Source organism: Ensifer sp. GW101-20A05 (genome assembly GCF_059424735.1).
Genome location: NZ_JBWKZT010000012.1, coordinates 1 through 13,908, shown reverse-complemented (window position 1 = coordinate 13,908; position 13,908 = coordinate 1). Strand labels below are relative to the sequence as shown.

Genomic DNA, 13,908 nt, shown 5'->3' with positions numbered 1-13,908 from the left:
TCGTTGCCACCATCCAATCGTGACAACCGAGCCCCGAAGACCGGGAGAGAGCGGATGCCCCCTCACCGGCATGTTGAACGCAAATGATCAGACGCGGCGCTTCTTGCGCGGGCGGCAACCGTTGTGCGGGATCGGGGTCACATCGCGGATCGAGGTGATCATGAAGCCCGCAGCCTGCAGCGCGCGAAGAGCGGATTCACGGCCGGAACCCGGGCCGCAAACTTCGACTTCCAGCGACTTCATGCCGTGTTCCTGAGCCTTCTTGGCGCAGTCTTCAGCGGCGATCTGAGCGGCAAACGGGGTCGACTTACGCGAACCCTTGAAACCCTTGGCACCGGCAGACGACCAGGCAATCGCGTTGCCCTGTGCGTCGGTGATGGTGATCATGGTGTTGTTGAACGACGAATTGACGTGAGCAACGCCAGACGTGATGTTCTTGCGTTCGCGACGGCGAACGCGGGTGGCTTCCTTGGCCATAGGATCCCTTTCTTAGATCTCTGCACCGCCGTAATTCCAGCGGCTCCACCGGGAAAAGGATTTGTCGTCCCCTGCCCTGCATCTTCATTCTCCCGCCGAGAGGATATCCACTCCGCGGACTTCACACCCGGTCATTGGACCGGACGGCGGTCAGGCAAGCGCCTTTCCAAACTGCAAAAGGAGGCCGGCGCTTGACGCCAGCCTCCCAATCTCCCTTTTCGGGAAATTACTTCTTCTTACCGGCAATCGCCTTCGCCGGACCCTTGCGGGTGCGAGCGTTGGTGTGGGTGCGCTGACCGCGAACCGGCAGGCCACGACGGTGACGCAGGCCGCGGTAGCAGCCGAGGTCCATCAGGCGCTTGATGTTCATCGAGGTCTCGCGACGCAGGTCACCTTCGACCTGGTAGTCACGGTCGATCGCTTCGCGGATCTGCAGGACTTCAGCGTCCGTCAGCTGATGCACGCGACGATCAGCCGGGATACCGACCTTCTCGATGATTTCCTGTGCGAATTTCGGGCCGATCCCGTGAATGTAGGTCAGCGCGATAACTACGCGCTTCGCCGTCGGGATGTTGACGCCAGCGATACGTGCCACGTCTATTCTCCTTGCGTTCCAGTTGCCATCCGGCAATAGGTGCTTCGTTACGCGACCTCGAAGAGCCGCACGTTGATTGAGGTTCGAGACACGTCAAAAACGACCGTACTCGGACTTCATTTTCTTTGAAGACCGCGCCGATCGCTCTCATGTCGCGAGTTGGCGCTGTCTTTGGCGGAATCGGCCGGAAAAGTCAACTCCCCGGCGGTTCCTTTTCGGCAAAGACCAGTGTCTAAGCCAGAATCTTCTCGATCTCGGCAGTAACGGTGTTCACATCCGCCATGCCATCCACCGTTCTCAGCTGCCCCGTACCGGCATAATGCTCCGACAACGGTGCGGTCTTTTCACGATACTCGGTCAGCCGGCGCTTGAACGCCTCCGGATTGTCGTCCGAACGGACCGTGCCTCCCGCAGCGATGGTTTCCGCTACGCGATTCTCCATCCGCTTTACAAGGGCTGCCTCGTCGACCTTCAGCTCGATGACTGCGTCGAGCTTCAGACCTTTGCCCTCGAGCATCTTGCCGAGCGCAATCGCCTGCGGAACGGTACGCGGGTAACCATCAAGGATGAAACCCTTTGCACAATCCGGCTGGTCGATGCGATCCGACACGATTTCGTTGACGATCTCATCGGATACCAGCTGACCGGCATCCATGACGGCCTTGGCACGCTTGCCGACCTCAGTCGCCTGGGCAACGGCCGCCCGCAGCATATCGCCTGTGGAAAGCTGCGGAATGCCGTATCTCTCCGTCAGAAGCTTGGCTTGCGTCCCCTTGCCAGCGCCCGGCGGTCCCAAAAAAATCAGTCTCATCGTCCCCTCTTTCCTCCGCGCAGCTTCGACTTCTTGATCAGCCCCTCATATTGCTGTGCGATGAGGTGGCCCTGGATCTGTGCTACCGTATCAAGGGTCACGCTGACAACAATCAAAAGCGACGTACCACCAAGGTAGAACGGCACGCCGGTCTGCGAAATCAGAACTTCCGGCAGAATGCAGACGAAGATCAGGTAGACCGCACCGATGACGGTGATGCGCGTCAGGACGTAATCGATGTATTCCGCGGTGCGCTCACCCGGACGAATGCCCGGAATGAAGCCGCCGTGCTTCTTGAGATTGTCGGCCGTGTCCTTCGGATTGAAGACGATTGCCGTGTAGAAGAAGGCGAAGAAGGCAATCATCGCACCGTAGAGGACCATGTAGAGCGGCTTGCCGTGAGCAAGTGCGCCAACGATGGTGGTGGCCCAGCCCGGCAGCGCCGCCGTGTTGGCAAAGCCCGCGAGCGTTGCCGGCAAGAGCAGCAGTGAGGATGCGAAGATTGCCGGGATGACGCCCGAAGTGTTGAGCTTCAACGGTAGGTGCGAGGTGTCGCCCTGGAACATGCGGTTGCCGACCTGGCGCTTCGGATACTGGATCAGAAGTCGGCGCTGCGCCCGTTCGACAAAGACGATAAGGGCGATGACGGCAACGACCATGATGATGATCGCAAGGATCAGCGGCGTCGAAAGCGCGCCGGTGCGGCCGAGTTCGAGCGTACCGGCGAGAGCCGTCGGCAGGTGCGCGACAATACCAGCGAAGATGATCAGCGAAATACCGTTGCCGATACCGCGCGAGGTGATCTGCTCACCGAGCCACATCAGGAACATGGTGCCGCCGAGCAGGGAAATGACAGTCGAAATGCGGAAGAACCAGCCCGGATCGTTCACAAGGCCATTGCCGCTCTCGAGGCCGACGGCGATGGCGTAAGCCTGCGCCGTGCCGAGAAGCACCGTGCCGTAGCGGGTGTACTGGTTGATGATCTTGCGTCCCTGCTCACCTTCCTTCTTCAGCTGTTCCAGAGCCGGAACGACCGAGGTCATCAGCTGAACAATGATCGAGGCAGAGATATAGGGCATGATGCCGAGCGCGAAGATCGCCATGCGCTCAACTGCACCGCCCGAAAACATGTTGAAGAGGCCGAGAATGCCGCCGCTCTGGCCGCGGAATGCCTGGGCAAACGCTTCCGGGTTAAGACCGGGCAGCGGAATATAGGTGCCAAGACGGTAAACCAGAAGCGCACCAAGCGTGAACCAAAGCCGTTTCTTCAGATCTTCCGCCTTGGCGAAAGTCGAGAAATTCAGGTTCGAGGCGAGCTGTTCCGCTGCAGAAGCCATGCAATTCTCCGCGTACCAAATCTCGGAATCAGCGGGAACACCCGGTCCGTTCCGGAAGGAGTAACTTTTCGTATTGAAAACCGGACGCGAGGCGATTGTGTCTGCAATCGGATGCCTCACCGTGGTTTCCGCTATGTCCGCTTGCGGCAAGCGATTCGCCGGCTGCGGACGTGAGGCTCACATATGGGAGCAAAACCGCCCGGAGTGAAGCACCCCGGGCGGTTCATCAATAATATTATTCAGCAGCGGCTGCGAGCAGCTTGACCGAACCGCCGGCCTTTTCGATCTTTTCGATCGCCGACTTGGAAGCGCCAGCGACTTCGATCGAAACCTTCGCCTTCAGTTCGCCGTCAGCGAGAACGCGGACGCCGTCCTTTTCGCGACGGATGACGCCGGCAGCCTTGAGGGCAGCCGCATCGACGGTCTTCGAAGCGTCGAGCTTCTTGGCGTCAATTGCCGTCTGGATACGGCCGAGCGACACGACAACAAACTCCGAAGCGAAGATGTTGTTGAAGCCGCGCTTCGGCAGACGACGGTAGATCGGCATCTGGCCGCCTTCGAAGCCGTTGATAGCAACGCCCGAACGAGCCTTCTGACCCTTGACACCGCGGCCGGCCGTCTTGCCGGAACCCGAACCGATACCACGGCCGAGACGCTTACGGCTGTGGGTAGAGCCTTCGTTGTCCTTGATTTCATTCAGTTTCATGAGCTTATCCCCCTCACTTCTCGTCGACGACGCGAACGAGGTGCTGGACGGTCCGGATCATGCCGCGAACAGACGGAGTGTCTTCGAGCGTGCGAACCCGGTGCATCTTGTTGAGGCCCAGACCGATGAGCGTCTGACGCTGCACGGCCGGACGGCGAATGGGGCTACCGATCTGCTCGACGGTAACCGTCTTCTTGGCAAGTTCTTTCTTAGCCATCTGTCAGCTCCCTTATTCTTCGGAAGCAGCGCCGGAGGAAACACGACGAGCCTGGAGCGTGGCGTACTTGATGCCGCGCTGAGCTGCGATGTCCTTCGGGTGCATCTGGTTCTTGAGGGCGTCGAAGGTTGCGCGAACCATGTTGTAGGGGTTCGACGAACCGGTCGACTTGGCGACGACGTCATGAACGCCGAGCGTTTCGAAGACGGCGCGCATCGGGCCACCGGCGATGATACCGGTACCGGCCTTGGCCGAACGCAGCAGCACCTTGCCGGCGCCGTGACGGCCATGAACGTCGTGATGCAGGGTACGACCACCACGCAGCGGGACGAAAATCAGGTCGCGCTTGGCAGCTTCCGTCGCCTTGCGGATGGCTTCCGGCACTTCGCGTGCCTTGCCATGGCCGAAGCCGACGCGGCCCTTCTGGTCGCCAACGACGACGAGAGCGGCGAAACCGAAACGACGACCGCCCTTCACCACCTTGGCGACGCGGTTGATTGCTACGAGCTTGTCGACAAATTCGCTGTCGCGCTCTTCGCGGTTCTGGCGATCTTCGCGAGAACCCTTTCTTTCTTGTGCCATTGTCCTTTTCCTTTTTCTTTTCCGGGTGCAATCGGCAGATTGACAAAAGTCGCCTCCGTCTTTCCGACTGGAAGCGACCGGAAACCACTGAACGTCCAGGGCGGACTCGAGGCCCGCCCTGTGATCGATCAGAAGTTCAGACCACCTTCACGTGCAGCTTCGGCCAAAGCCTTGATGCGGCCGTGATAGATGAAGGCGCCACGATCAAAGACAACGTCCTTGACGCCAGCCTTTACGGCGCGCTCAGCGATGAGCTTGCCGACGGCAGCAGCAGCTGCCGCGTCAGCGCCCGTCTTCAAAGACGAACGCAGATCGGTATCGAGCGTGGAGGCAGACGCAAGCGTCTTGCCGGCAACGTCATCGATAACCTGTACGTAGATGTTCTTCGACGAGCGATGAACCGACAGGCGCGGACGGCCATTGGCGACCGCCTTGATTTGACGGCGCACGCGGTTGGCGCGACGCACAAGAGTATCTTTCCTGCTAGCCATTTCGCGTGATCCTTACTTCTTCTTGCCTTCTTTGCGGACAATCCGCTCTTCGGCATACTTGACGCCCTTGCCCTTGTAGGGCTCGGGGCCACGGTATTCGCGGATTTCCGCGGCAACCTGGCCGACCTGCTGCTTGTTGATGCCGGACACGATGATTTCGGTCGGCTTCGGAACAGCAATCGTGATGCCTTCCGGCGTCTGGTAGACGACGTCGTGGCTGAAACCGAGCGCCAGTTGCAGGTTCTTGCCCTGCAGCGACGCACGATAACCAACGCCGTTGATTTCGAGCTTGCGCTCGTAACCGTCCTTGACGCCCTTCAAGATGTTCTCGATCATCGTGCGGGACATGCCCCACTTCGAACGAGCATCCTTGCTCTGGCTGAGCGGCTGTACGACAACCGCATTATCTTCGAGCTTTACCGAAACTTCGTCGTTTGCAACAAAGAACAGTTCGCCCTTCGGGCCCTTCGCCGTTACCTTCTGGCCATCAACGCTTGCCGTGACGCCTGCCGGAACCTGAACGGGCTTCTTACCGATACGAGACATTTTTATACCTGTCTGTTCGCTATGGAGAACTTGCTACGCCTTAGAAGACGGAGCAAAGAATCTCGCCACCAACATTCTGTTCGCGTGCCTGGTGATCGGCCATCACACCCTTCGGGGTCGAAAGGATGGTGATGCCGAGGCCGTTCGCGACCTGCGGAATGGACTTAACCGAGACATAAACTCGGCGGCCCGGCTTGGAAACGCGTCCGATCTCACGGATTACGGAAGCGCCTTCGTAGTACTTCAGTTCGATGTTCAGCTCGGCCTTGCCGTTGCCAAACACGACTTCAGAGTATCCACGGATGTAGCCTTCAGCCTGAAGGACATCCAGAACGCGTGCGCGGAGCTTCGAAGCCGGCGTGGAAACGCTCGACTTGCGGCGAGCCGCGCCGTTACGGATACGGGTGAGCATATCGCCCAGCGGATCAGTCATTGCCATGTGCCCGTCTCCTTACCAGCTCGACTTGACGATGCCCGGCACCTTGCCGAGATTGCCCAGTTCGCGAAGCGCAATACGCGACATACGAAGTTTACGATAGTAGGCGCGCGGACGGCCGGTGACTTCGCAGCGGTTGCGAATGCGGGTCTTGGATCCATCGCGCGGCAGACCTGCCAGCTTGATGGTTGCCTTGAACCGCTCTTCGATCGGCAGAGACTGGTTCATGATGATTGCCTTCAGCGCGGCACGCTTTGAAGCTTGCCCGGCAACCAGTTTGCGGCGGCGCTTGTTCTTTTCAACTGCGCTCGTTTTCGCCATAACAGTTATCCTTCTTTACGCTTGTCGTTACGGATTACTGACGGAACGGGAAGTTGAACTCTGTGAGCAGAGCGCGTGCTTCGTCGTCGTTAGTAGCCGTCGTGCAAACGATGATGTCCATGCCCCACATCTGATCAACCTTGTCGTAGTTGATCTCAGGGAACACAATGTGCTCCTTGACGCCCATGGCGAAGTTGCCACGGCCATCGAAGGACTTCGGATTGAGGCCACGGAAGTCGCGAACGCGCGGAAGAGCGATGTTCACGAGACGATCCAGGAACTCATACATCCGAACGCCGCGCAGGGTAACCTTGGCACCAATCGGCATGCCTTCGCGAAGCTTGAAGCCTGCGATGGAGTTGCGAGCGCGGGTGATTACCGGCTTCTGACCAGCAATCGCAGCGAGGTCGGCAGCAGCAACGGTCGGCTTCTTCGAGTCGCCCGTCGATTCGCCAACACCCATGTTGATGACGATCTTGTCGAGGCGCGGGATCTGCATTTCGTTGGCGTAGGAGAACTTCTCCTGCATCGCCTTGCGGATGCGCTCTACGTATTCCTTCTTGAGCCGCGGCTCGTAAGCGGACTTAGCCATCGATCACTACTCCCGAACGCTTGGCCACGCGGACCTTCTTGTCACCGTCGATCTTGAAACCGACGCGAGTCGGCTTGCCGTCCTTCGGATCGGCAATCGCGATGTTCGAAAGATGGATCGAGGCTTCCTTATTGATGATGCCGGCTTCCTGGCTCTGGGTCTGGCGCTGGTGACGCTTCACCATGTTGACGCCACGCACAACAGCCCGGTCTTCCTTCGGCATAACCTGGACGACTTCGCCGGTACGGCCCTTGTCCTTACCGGTGAGAACGACAACCTTGTCGCCTTTGCGAATCTTTTGCATCTCTCTACGCTCCTTTAGAGTACTTCTGGAGCCAGCGAGATGATCTTCATGTGGTTCTTGGCGCGAAGTTCGCGCGGAACCGGTCCGAAGATACGGGTGCCGATCGGCTCTTTCTTGTTATCGATAAGAACGGCTGCGTTGGTGTCAAAGCGGATGACAGAGCCATCCGGACGGCGGATGTCCTTCGCAGTGCGAACGACAACAGCCTTCATGACATCACCCTTCTTTACGCGGCCGCGCGGAATGGCTTCCTTGATCGAAACGACAATGATGTCGCCGACCGACGCATACTTGCGCTTGGAGCCGCCCAGCACCTTGATGCACATGACACGACGTGCGCCGGAATTATCCGCCACGTCGAGGTTTGTTTGCATCTGAATCATGTCAGGTCGCCTTCTTGTTGTTACCCGGCCGGTTGGGTCGAAACCCCCTCGCCTGGCTTATAGTGCTCATCTCAAAGCAAAAGAACGCCCGGACTCGAGCGTTCCCCTGCTTCAATTGCGTGCTTCATACAGGTATTTGCCCAAGACGCAAGGGTCTTCAGGTCAAAACCTGCAGAAATCAAGCGTGGACGGCTACAACCGTCCAGCGCTTATCCTTCGAGATCGGCGCACATTCCTCAATGGAAACGACGTCACCAACCTTGAACTGGTTGTTTTCGTCGTGCGCCTTGTACTTCTTCGAGCGACGGACAGTCTTCTGGAGGATCGGGTGCGCAAAACGGCGCTCGACCCGGACGACGACGGTCTTGTCGTTCTTGTCGCTGACAACAGTGCCCTGCAGAATGCGTTTCGGCATATTTTCTGGTCCTTAGGCCTTGGCTTCTGCCGCCTTCTGGCGGGCAATGGTTTTGACGCGTGCGATGTCCTTGCGGACTTCGTTGATACGCGAAGACTTCTCGAGCTGGCCGGTTGCCTTCTGGAAGCGCAGGTTGAACTGCTCCTTCTTCAGCTTGGCAAGCTCTTCGTTGAGTTGATCGGCGCTCAGAGCGCGAACTTCTACGGCTTTCATGAGTTCACTCCTTACTCTGCGATACGCTGCACGAAGCGCGTCTTGACAGAGAGCTTGGCAGCGCCAAGACGAAGTGCCTCACGGGCAAGTTCTTCGCTGACACCATCGATCTCAAACATCATACGGCCGGGCTTGACCTTGCATGCCCAGTATTCGACCGAACCCTTACCCTTACCCATGCGGACTTCCGTCGGCTTGGCGGTTACGGGAACGTCGGGGAACACACGGATCCACACGCGGCCGGCGCGCTTCATGTGACGCGTGATCGCGCGGCGGGCCGCTTCGATCTCGCGCGCATTGACGCGGTTCGGCTCTTGAGCCTTCAGGCCGAATTCGCCGAAGGCAAGATCAGAACCGCCCTTGGCTACGCCCTTGATGCGGCCCTTGAACTGCTTGCGATACTTCGTACGCTTTGGCTGCAACATTTTTTTACTTCTCCGATATTGGCTGCCAAACGCGAATGTTACGCGTTTTCACGACGGCGGTCACGATCGCCACGGTCGCGATCACGGCTGCCAGGGCCCTGGTTGTCACTTTCGATCGCACGGCGCTCGGAAGCCATCGGATCGTGCTCAAGGATTTCGCCCTTGAAGATCCAGACCTTAATGCCGCAGATACCGAAAGCGGTTTCCGCTTCGGCCGTGCCGTAGTCGATGTCCGCACGCAGGGTGTGCAGCGGAACGCGACCTTCGCGGTACCATTCGGTACGAGCGATTTCGGCGCCACCGAGACGACCGGCGCAGGTGATCTTGATGCCTTCGGCGCCAAGACGCATGGCCGACTGAACAGCGCGCTTCATCGCACGGCGGAAAGCCACGCGGCGCTCGAGCTGCTGGGCGATCGACTGGGCAACGAGCGTTGCGTCAACTTCCGGCTTGCGCACTTCAACGATGTTGAGGTGCGTTTCGGAGTTGGTCATCTCGGAAAGCTTCTTGCGGAGCTTTTCGATGTCGGCGCCCTTCTTGCCGATGATGAGACCCGGGCGAGCCGAGTGGATCGTGACGCGGCACTTCTTGTGCGGACGCTCGATGACCACCTTGGCGATGCCGGCAGCCTTCAGCTCTTCCATCAGGTAAGCGCGGATCTTCAGGTCTTCATGAAGCAGCTGGCCGTATTCGGCGTTGTCTGCAAACCAACGGCTATCCCAGGTCCGGTTGATACCGAGACGGAAACCGATCGGATTAATCTTCTGACCCATTATGCGGCCTCCCCTTTGGCTTCCACTTCGCGAACGACGATCGTCAAGTGCGAGAACGGCTTTTCGACGCGCGATGCACGGCCGCGACCACGGGCGTGGAAGCGCTTCATGACGATCGACTTGCCAACGTAAGCTTCTGCAACGACGAGCGAATCGACGTCGAGATCGTGGTTGTTCTCTGCGTTTGCGATGGCAGATTCAAGGGTCTTCTTGACCGTTTCTGCAATGCGCTTGCGGGAGAACTCCAGTTCGGCCAGAGCGCGGTCGACCTTCTTGCCGCGGATCATCGCGGCAACCAGGTTGAGCTTCTGGGGGCTGACGCGGATCGTGCGCGCAATTGCCTGCGCCTCATTATCCTTCAGCCGGCGTTCGGCTTTTGCCTTGCCCATTGTTACTTCCTCTTTGCCTTCTTGTCCGCGCCATGACCGTAGTAGGTCCGGGTCGGAGAGAATTCGCCAAACTTGTGACCGACCATGTCTTCATTGACGCTGACCGGAACGTGCTTGCTGCCGTTGTAGACGCCGAAGGTGAGGCCGACAAACTGCGGAAGGATCGTGGAGCGGCGGCTCCAAATCTTGATCACTTCGTTACGACCGCCTTCGCGGACCTTCTCAGCCTTCTTGAGAAGATAACCGTCAACGAACGGACCTTTCCATACTGAACGAGTCATTCGAGACTTCCTCTCTTACTTCTTCTTCTGGTGCCGCGAGCGCATGATGAACTTGTCGGTCGCCTTGTTCGAGCGCGTACGCTTGCCCTTCGTGGGCTTGCCCCACGGGGTAACCGGGTGACGACCACCCGAGGTACGGCCTTCACCACCGCCGTGCGGGTGGTCAACCGGGTTCATGACGACGCCGCGAACGTGCGGACGCTTGCCGCGCCAACGCGAACGACCAGCCTTACCGTCATTGATGTTGCCGTGATCGGGGTTCGATACGGCGCCGATCGATGCGAGGCAGGAACCGTGCACGAGACGCTGTTCGCCCGAGTTCAGACGAAGGATCGCCATGCCCTGGTCACGACCGACGAGCTGCGCGTAGGTACCGGCGGAGCGGGCCATCTGGCCGCCCTTGCCCGGCTTCATTTCCACGTTGTGGATGATGGAGCCGACCGGGATGTACTGCAGCGGCATCGTGTTGCCGGGCTTGACGTCAACGGCCTTCTCCGAAGCGATGACCTTGTCGCCGGCAGCGAGACGCTGCGGAGCGAGGATGTAGGCCTTTTCGCCGTCGGCATAGTTGACGAGCGCGATGAAGGCGGTGCGGTTCGGGTCGTATTCCAGACGCTCGACCGTGCCTTCAACGTCGAACTTGCGACGCTTGAAGTCGACCAGGCGGTAGGTACGCTTGTGACCGCCGCCCTGGAAGCGAACGGTGATGCGACCGAGGTTGTTGCGACCGCCCTTGGAGGACAGGCCCTCGGTCAGCGCCTTGACCGGCTTGCCCTTGTAGAGGCCAGCCCGGTCAACGATGACCAGCTGGCGCTGGCTCGGGGTCGTCGGATTGAAACTTTTCAATGCCATTTTCTTGTTCCCTTTTGGGTTTTTACCCTAATGGGCCTATCCGTTAGAGACCGGTGGAGACGTCGATGGACTGACCGTCGGCGAGCGTAATGATCGCCTTCTTCACGTCCTTCTGCTTTCCGGCAAAGCCGCGGAAACGCTTCGTCTTGCCTTTGCGGACGAGCGTGTTCACGGCCGTAACCTTGACGCCGAACAGAGCTTCGACAGCAGCCTTGATTTCAGGCTTCGAAGCGTCCTTGGCGACGTTGAAGACGACCTGGTTCTGCTCGGAAACCAGCGTCGACTTTTCAGTGATCGAGGGAGACACGATCACGTCGTAGTGGCGAAGATCCGTCATTTGAACCGCTCCTCCAGAGCTTCCACGGCAGCCTTGGAAAGCACGAGCTTGCCACGGCGCAGAATGTCGTAAACGTTGATGCCCTGAACCGGCAGAACGTCCACGTTCGGGATGTTCTGGGCTGCGAGCTTGAAATTGTTCTCGATCTCGGCGCCGCCGATGATGAGAGCGTTGGTGAGGCCGAGCGATGCGAATACGCCGGCGAGAGCCTTGGTCTTGGCTTCCTTGGCAACGAGATCGTCGATGACGATGATCTCTGCAGCCTTCAGCTTGGCCGACAGTGCATGACGCAGGCCGAGGGCGCGAACCTTCTTCGGCAGATCATGCTCGTGGCTGCGGACGACCGGGCCATGGGCCTTGCCACCGCCGCGGAACTGCGGAGCGCGAGCGGAGTGGTGGCGGGCGCGGCCCGTACCCTTCTGCTTGTACATCTTGGCGCCGGTGCGCGAAACTTCTGCGCGGCCCTTGGCCTTGTGCGTGCCCTGCTGCTTCTTGGCGAGCTGCCAGCGAACGACGCGGGCAATGATGTCTTCACGGGGTTCGAGGCCGAAAATGGCGTCAGAAAGGGAAACCTTTCCCGCGTCCTTGCCCTCGAGGGTTTTGACGTTGAGATCCATTACTCGGCTCCCTTACTTCGATGCTTCGGCGCGCACAGCGGCCGGGCGCGGAGCGCCTTCCGGGGTGCCCGACTTGATGGCGTCACGAACGACGATCCAGGCACCCTTGGAGCCGGGGACTGCGCCCTTGACCAGGATCAGACCGCGGTCTTCATCGGTCGATACGACTTCGAGGTTCTGGGTGGTGACGCGGGTTTGACCCATGTGACCAGCCATGCGCTTGCCCTTCCAAACGCGGCCCGGATCCTGGTTGGAACCGGTAGAACCATGCGAACGGTGCGATACGGAAACGCCGTGCGTTGCACGCAGACCACCGAAGTTGTGGCGCTTGATCGCACCAGCAAAGCCCTTACCGATCGTGGTACCGGTGACGTCAACGAGCTGGCCGGCAACGAAATGGTTGGCCGTCAGTTCTGCACCGATGTCGATCAGGTTGTCCGCGGAAACGCGGAACTCGACGAGCTTCGCCTTCGGCTCGACGTTGGCAGCAGCAAAATGGCCGCGCATCGCCTTCGGCGTGTTCTTGACCTTCGAACGGCCGGCGCCCAGCTGGACAGCCACGTAGCCGTTCTTCTCTTCCGTACGCTGGGCTACCACCTGGCAGTTCTCCAGCTTCAATACTGTAACCGGGATATGCTCACCGGCGTCGTTATAGACGCGGGTCATTCCCACTTTCTGTGCAATCACACCTGAACGCATCGGTTCATTCCTCTTGAGAGTTAGTGATGGGGCGAGCCCCCTCACATCTCTGGTTTAAGGTTTCCTTGAGATCATCCGATCTTGAGGTCGCCCGTTTTCGGAAGCCGTTGGACCGGGGTCCACGTACCTTCCTTGTTATTAAAGCTTGATTTCCACGTCGACGCCGGCAGCCAGGTCGAGCTTCATCAGCGCGTCAACGGTCTGCGGGGTCGGGTCTACGATATCGAGAAGGCGCTTATGGGTGCGCATTTCGAACTGTTCACGGCTCTTCTTGTCGACGTGCGGCGAGCGGTTGACCGTAAACTTTTCAATGCGCGTCGGCAGCGGTACGGGACCGCGCACGCTTGCACCGGTACGCTTTGCCGTCGACACGATTTCGCGCGTCGAGGCGTCGAGGATCCGGTGATCAAACGCCTTGAGGCGGATGCGGATGTTCTGGCCGTTCATACGACTTATCCTTGTTCATGTTGTCTGCGGTTTCCGTGGAAAAACACGCATTGAACTTCGTTTAATGTTCGGCCAGTCCGCTAATTTTCAAAGATCGGAGGGACAGGGTTTCCCCTGCCCCTTCCTATTTGAGCGGCCGTGGCCGGCCTGTCTTTTTGTGAGCGCACAACGTCGAAGCACCGTGCAAATCACGCGTGGGCGCCATTTGCACTATTTCGTCGTCTTCGGCAAGCCGTGCGACCAACTAATTCTTTCGGGGCGGGTATGTTCGAGGCGCATAGCACATGCGCCTCGCATTTCTCCGCCCTCAGTCTCGTCGATTACTCGACGATCGAGGCAACGATGCCTGCGCCGACGGTACGGCCACCTTCGCGGATCGCGAAGCGCAGCTTTTCTTCCATCGCGATCGGAACGATCAGCTCGACGGCAACGGTGACGTTGTCGCCCGGCATGACCATTTCCGTGCCTTCCGGCAGCGTCACGATGCCCGTCACGTCCGTCGTGCGGAAGTAGAACTGCGGACGGTAGTTCGTGAAGAACGGCGTATGACGGCCGCCTTCTTCCTTCGTCAGGATGTAGGCTTCAGCCATGAACTTCTTGTGCGGCTTGACCGAACCCGGCTTGCACAGGATTTGGCCACGCTCAACGCCGTCACGGTTAAC

The 13,908-nt window shown here is 59.1% G+C and carries 26 protein-coding genes; all 26 read right to left on the bottom strand.

Going from position 1 to position 13,908, the window contains the following annotated elements:
• Positions 1-87 precede the first annotated feature (87 nt).
• Positions 88-477 (bottom strand): 30S ribosomal protein S11, encoded by a 390-nt coding sequence (gene rpsK / locus AC070A_RS24855; protein ID WP_003536496.1) that lies wholly within the window; start codon positions 475-477, stop codon positions 88-90.
• A 226-nt stretch (positions 478-703) separates the two neighbouring features.
• Positions 704-1,072, bottom strand: coding sequence for a 30S ribosomal protein S13 (gene rpsM / locus AC070A_RS24850; RefSeq protein WP_058329561.1), 369 nt, complete (start codon positions 1,070-1,072; stop codon positions 704-706).
• A 232-nt stretch (positions 1,073-1,304) separates the two neighbouring features.
• A complete protein-coding gene (locus tag AC070A_RS24845) occupies positions 1,305-1,883 on the bottom strand; it encodes an adenylate kinase (RefSeq protein WP_057255584.1) in 579 nt (192 codons plus the stop codon).
• Entirely contained in the window at positions 1,880-3,220 is a 1,341-nt protein-coding gene (secY, locus tag AC070A_RS24840; RefSeq protein WP_058324770.1) for a preprotein translocase subunit SecY, read from the bottom strand. Before secY ends, AC070A_RS24845 begins: the two co-directional genes overlap by 4 nt.
• A gap of 235 nt (positions 3,221-3,455) precedes the next feature.
• Complete coding sequence (rplO, locus tag AC070A_RS24835; protein WP_057255582.1) at positions 3,456-3,926, bottom strand: 50S ribosomal protein L15; 471 nt, start codon at positions 3,924-3,926, stop codon at positions 3,456-3,458.
• A 13-nt stretch (positions 3,927-3,939) separates the two neighbouring features.
• On the bottom strand, positions 3,940-4,143 hold the full coding sequence (gene rpmD / locus AC070A_RS24830) for a 50S ribosomal protein L30 (RefSeq protein WP_058329562.1): 204 nt from the start codon (positions 4,141-4,143) through the stop codon (positions 3,940-3,942).
• 12 nt (positions 4,144-4,155) lie between these two features.
• Complete coding sequence (rpsE, locus tag AC070A_RS24825) at positions 4,156-4,725, bottom strand: 30S ribosomal protein S5 (protein WP_057255580.1); 570 nt, start codon at positions 4,723-4,725, stop codon at positions 4,156-4,158.
• Between the two features lie 128 nt (positions 4,726-4,853).
• A complete protein-coding gene (rplR, locus tag AC070A_RS24820; RefSeq protein WP_025426679.1) occupies positions 4,854-5,216 on the bottom strand; it encodes a 50S ribosomal protein L18 in 363 nt (120 codons plus the stop codon).
• 12 nt (positions 5,217-5,228) lie between these two features.
• Entirely contained in the window at positions 5,229-5,762 is a 534-nt protein-coding gene (gene rplF, locus AC070A_RS24815; protein WP_057255579.1) for a 50S ribosomal protein L6, read from the bottom strand.
• A gap of 40 nt (positions 5,763-5,802) precedes the next feature.
• Positions 5,803-6,201 (bottom strand): 30S ribosomal protein S8, encoded by a 399-nt coding sequence (rpsH, locus tag AC070A_RS24810; protein ID WP_025426677.1) that lies wholly within the window; start codon positions 6,199-6,201, stop codon positions 5,803-5,805.
• Between the two features lie 12 nt (positions 6,202-6,213).
• Positions 6,214-6,519, bottom strand: coding sequence for a 30S ribosomal protein S14 (rpsN, locus tag AC070A_RS24805; protein WP_057255578.1), 306 nt, complete (start codon positions 6,517-6,519; stop codon positions 6,214-6,216).
• A gap of 34 nt (positions 6,520-6,553) precedes the next feature.
• Positions 6,554-7,111, bottom strand: coding sequence for a 50S ribosomal protein L5 (gene rplE, locus AC070A_RS24800; RefSeq protein ID WP_057255577.1), 558 nt, complete (start codon positions 7,109-7,111; stop codon positions 6,554-6,556).
• On the bottom strand, positions 7,104-7,415 hold the full coding sequence (gene rplX / locus AC070A_RS24795; protein ID WP_025426674.1) for a 50S ribosomal protein L24: 312 nt from the start codon (positions 7,413-7,415) through the stop codon (positions 7,104-7,106). Before rplX ends, rplE begins: the two co-directional genes overlap by 8 nt.
• Positions 7,416-7,429: 14 nt before the next feature.
• A complete protein-coding gene (rplN, locus tag AC070A_RS24790) occupies positions 7,430-7,798 on the bottom strand; it encodes a 50S ribosomal protein L14 (RefSeq protein WP_034795548.1) in 369 nt (122 codons plus the stop codon).
• A gap of 178 nt (positions 7,799-7,976) precedes the next feature.
• Positions 7,977-8,213, bottom strand: a complete 237-nt coding sequence (gene rpsQ, locus AC070A_RS24785) for a 30S ribosomal protein S17 (RefSeq protein ID WP_057255576.1) — start codon at positions 8,211-8,213, stop codon at positions 7,977-7,979.
• A 12-nt stretch (positions 8,214-8,225) separates the two neighbouring features.
• Positions 8,226-8,426, bottom strand: a complete 201-nt coding sequence (gene rpmC, locus AC070A_RS24780; protein ID WP_057255575.1) for a 50S ribosomal protein L29 — start codon at positions 8,424-8,426, stop codon at positions 8,226-8,228.
• A gap of 11 nt (positions 8,427-8,437) precedes the next feature.
• Positions 8,438-8,851 (bottom strand): 50S ribosomal protein L16, encoded by a 414-nt coding sequence (rplP, locus tag AC070A_RS24775; RefSeq protein ID WP_011975175.1) that lies wholly within the window; start codon positions 8,849-8,851, stop codon positions 8,438-8,440.
• Between the two features lie 38 nt (positions 8,852-8,889).
• Positions 8,890-9,624, bottom strand: coding sequence for a 30S ribosomal protein S3 (gene rpsC / locus AC070A_RS24770; RefSeq protein ID WP_057255574.1), 735 nt, complete (start codon positions 9,622-9,624; stop codon positions 8,890-8,892).
• Positions 9,624-10,013, bottom strand: coding sequence for a 50S ribosomal protein L22 (rplV, locus tag AC070A_RS24765; RefSeq protein ID WP_057255573.1), 390 nt, complete (start codon positions 10,011-10,013; stop codon positions 9,624-9,626). Before rplV ends, rpsC begins: the two co-directional genes overlap by 1 nt.
• A gap of 2 nt (positions 10,014-10,015) precedes the next feature.
• Positions 10,016-10,294, bottom strand: coding sequence for a 30S ribosomal protein S19 (gene rpsS / locus AC070A_RS24760; protein ID WP_018239488.1), 279 nt, complete (start codon positions 10,292-10,294; stop codon positions 10,016-10,018).
• Between the two features lie 15 nt (positions 10,295-10,309).
• The gene (rplB, locus tag AC070A_RS24755; protein ID WP_113478804.1) at positions 10,310-11,146 is read right to left on the bottom strand and encodes a 50S ribosomal protein L2; all 837 of its coding nucleotides are present in this window, start codon (positions 11,144-11,146) and stop codon (positions 10,310-10,312) included.
• Positions 11,147-11,189: 43 nt separating this feature from the next.
• Positions 11,190-11,483, bottom strand: coding sequence for a 50S ribosomal protein L23 (locus AC070A_RS24750; protein ID WP_057255571.1), 294 nt, complete (start codon positions 11,481-11,483; stop codon positions 11,190-11,192).
• Entirely contained in the window at positions 11,480-12,100 is a 621-nt protein-coding gene (gene rplD, locus AC070A_RS24745) for a 50S ribosomal protein L4 (RefSeq protein WP_058324771.1), read from the bottom strand. The genes AC070A_RS24750 and rplD overlap by 4 nt, the downstream gene beginning before the upstream one ends.
• A 12-nt stretch (positions 12,101-12,112) precedes the next feature.
• Positions 12,113-12,799 carry a 50S ribosomal protein L3 gene (gene rplC, locus AC070A_RS24740; protein ID WP_057255569.1) on the bottom strand — a complete coding sequence of 229 codons (687 nt, stop codon included), beginning with the start codon at positions 12,797-12,799 and terminating at the stop codon, positions 12,113-12,115.
• Positions 12,800-12,937: 138 nt separating this feature from the next.
• The gene (rpsJ, locus tag AC070A_RS24735; RefSeq protein WP_003507767.1) at positions 12,938-13,246 is read right to left on the bottom strand and encodes a 30S ribosomal protein S10; all 309 of its coding nucleotides are present in this window, start codon (positions 13,244-13,246) and stop codon (positions 12,938-12,940) included.
• Positions 13,247-13,566: 320 nt separating this feature from the next.
• On the bottom strand, positions 13,567-13,908 hold a 342-nt coding region (locus AC070A_RS24730), incomplete at its 5' end, for an EF-Tu C-terminal domain-related protein (RefSeq protein ID WP_494773596.1).

What these genes read in the sequence shown, in the direction of transcription:
- rplE (WP_057255577.1), bottom strand. Translation starts at nt 7,111, where the DNA reads ATGGCTAAGTCCGCTTACGAGCCGCGGCTCAAGAAGGAATACGTAGAG.
- rpsC (WP_057255574.1), bottom strand. Translation starts at nt 9,624, where the DNA reads ATGGGTCAGAAGATTAATCCGATCGGTTTCCGTCTCGGTATCAACCGG.
- rplX (WP_025426674.1), bottom strand. Translation starts at nt 7,415, where the DNA reads ATGCAAAAGATTCGCAAAGGCGACAAGGTTGTCGTTCTCACCGGTAAG.
- secY (WP_058324770.1), bottom strand. Translation starts at nt 3,220, where the DNA reads ATGGCTTCTGCAGCGGAACAGCTCGCCTCGAACCTGAATTTCTCGACT.
- rplP (WP_011975175.1), bottom strand. Translation starts at nt 8,851, where the DNA reads ATGTTGCAGCCAAAGCGTACGAAGTATCGCAAGCAGTTCAAGGGCCGC.
- rplC (WP_057255569.1), bottom strand. Translation starts at nt 12,799, where the DNA reads ATGCGTTCAGGTGTGATTGCACAGAAAGTGGGAATGACCCGCGTCTAT.
- rplB (WP_113478804.1), bottom strand. Translation starts at nt 11,146, where the DNA reads ATGGCATTGAAAAGTTTCAATCCGACGACCCCGAGCCAGCGCCAGCTG.
- rplF (WP_057255579.1), bottom strand. Translation starts at nt 5,762, where the DNA reads ATGTCTCGTATCGGTAAGAAGCCCGTTCAGGTTCCGGCAGGCGTCACG.
- rpsS (WP_018239488.1), bottom strand. Translation starts at nt 10,294, where the DNA reads ATGACTCGTTCAGTATGGAAAGGTCCGTTCGTTGACGGTTATCTTCTC.
- rplO (WP_057255582.1), bottom strand. Translation starts at nt 3,926, where the DNA reads ATGAAACTGAATGAAATCAAGGACAACGAAGGCTCTACCCACAGCCGT.
- rpsJ (WP_003507767.1), bottom strand. Translation starts at nt 13,246, where the DNA reads ATGAACGGCCAGAACATCCGCATCCGCCTCAAGGCGTTTGATCACCGG.
- rpsE (WP_057255580.1), bottom strand. Translation starts at nt 4,725, where the DNA reads ATGGCACAAGAAAGAAAGGGTTCTCGCGAAGATCGCCAGAACCGCGAA.
- AC070A_RS24845 (WP_057255584.1), bottom strand. Translation starts at nt 1,883, where the DNA reads ATGAGACTGATTTTTTTGGGACCGCCGGGCGCTGGCAAGGGGACGCAA.
- rplN (WP_034795548.1), bottom strand. Translation starts at nt 7,798, where the DNA reads ATGATTCAGATGCAAACAAACCTCGACGTGGCGGATAATTCCGGCGCA.
- rpmD (WP_058329562.1), bottom strand. Translation starts at nt 4,143, where the DNA reads ATGGCTAAGAAAGAACTTGCCAAGAAGACGGTTACCGTCGAGCAGATC.
- rplR (WP_025426679.1), bottom strand. Translation starts at nt 5,216, where the DNA reads ATGGCTAGCAGGAAAGATACTCTTGTGCGTCGCGCCAACCGCGTGCGC.
- rpsQ (WP_057255576.1), bottom strand. Translation starts at nt 8,213, where the DNA reads ATGCCGAAACGCATTCTGCAGGGCACTGTTGTCAGCGACAAGAACGAC.
- rpsK (WP_003536496.1), bottom strand. Translation starts at nt 477, where the DNA reads ATGGCCAAGGAAGCCACCCGCGTTCGCCGTCGCGAACGCAAGAACATC.
- AC070A_RS24750 (WP_057255571.1), bottom strand. Translation starts at nt 11,483, where the DNA reads ATGACGGATCTTCGCCACTACGACGTGATCGTGTCTCCCTCGATCACT.
- rpsN (WP_057255578.1), bottom strand. Translation starts at nt 6,519, where the DNA reads ATGGCGAAAACGAGCGCAGTTGAAAAGAACAAGCGCCGCCGCAAACTG.
- rplV (WP_057255573.1), bottom strand. Translation starts at nt 10,013, where the DNA reads ATGGGCAAGGCAAAAGCCGAACGCCGGCTGAAGGATAATGAGGCGCAG.
- rplD (WP_058324771.1), bottom strand. Translation starts at nt 12,100, where the DNA reads ATGGATCTCAACGTCAAAACCCTCGAGGGCAAGGACGCGGGAAAGGTT.
- rpsH (WP_025426677.1), bottom strand. Translation starts at nt 6,201, where the DNA reads ATGGCAATGACTGATCCGCTGGGCGATATGCTCACCCGTATCCGTAAC.
- rpmC (WP_057255575.1), bottom strand. Translation starts at nt 8,426, where the DNA reads ATGAAAGCCGTAGAAGTTCGCGCTCTGAGCGCCGATCAACTCAACGAA.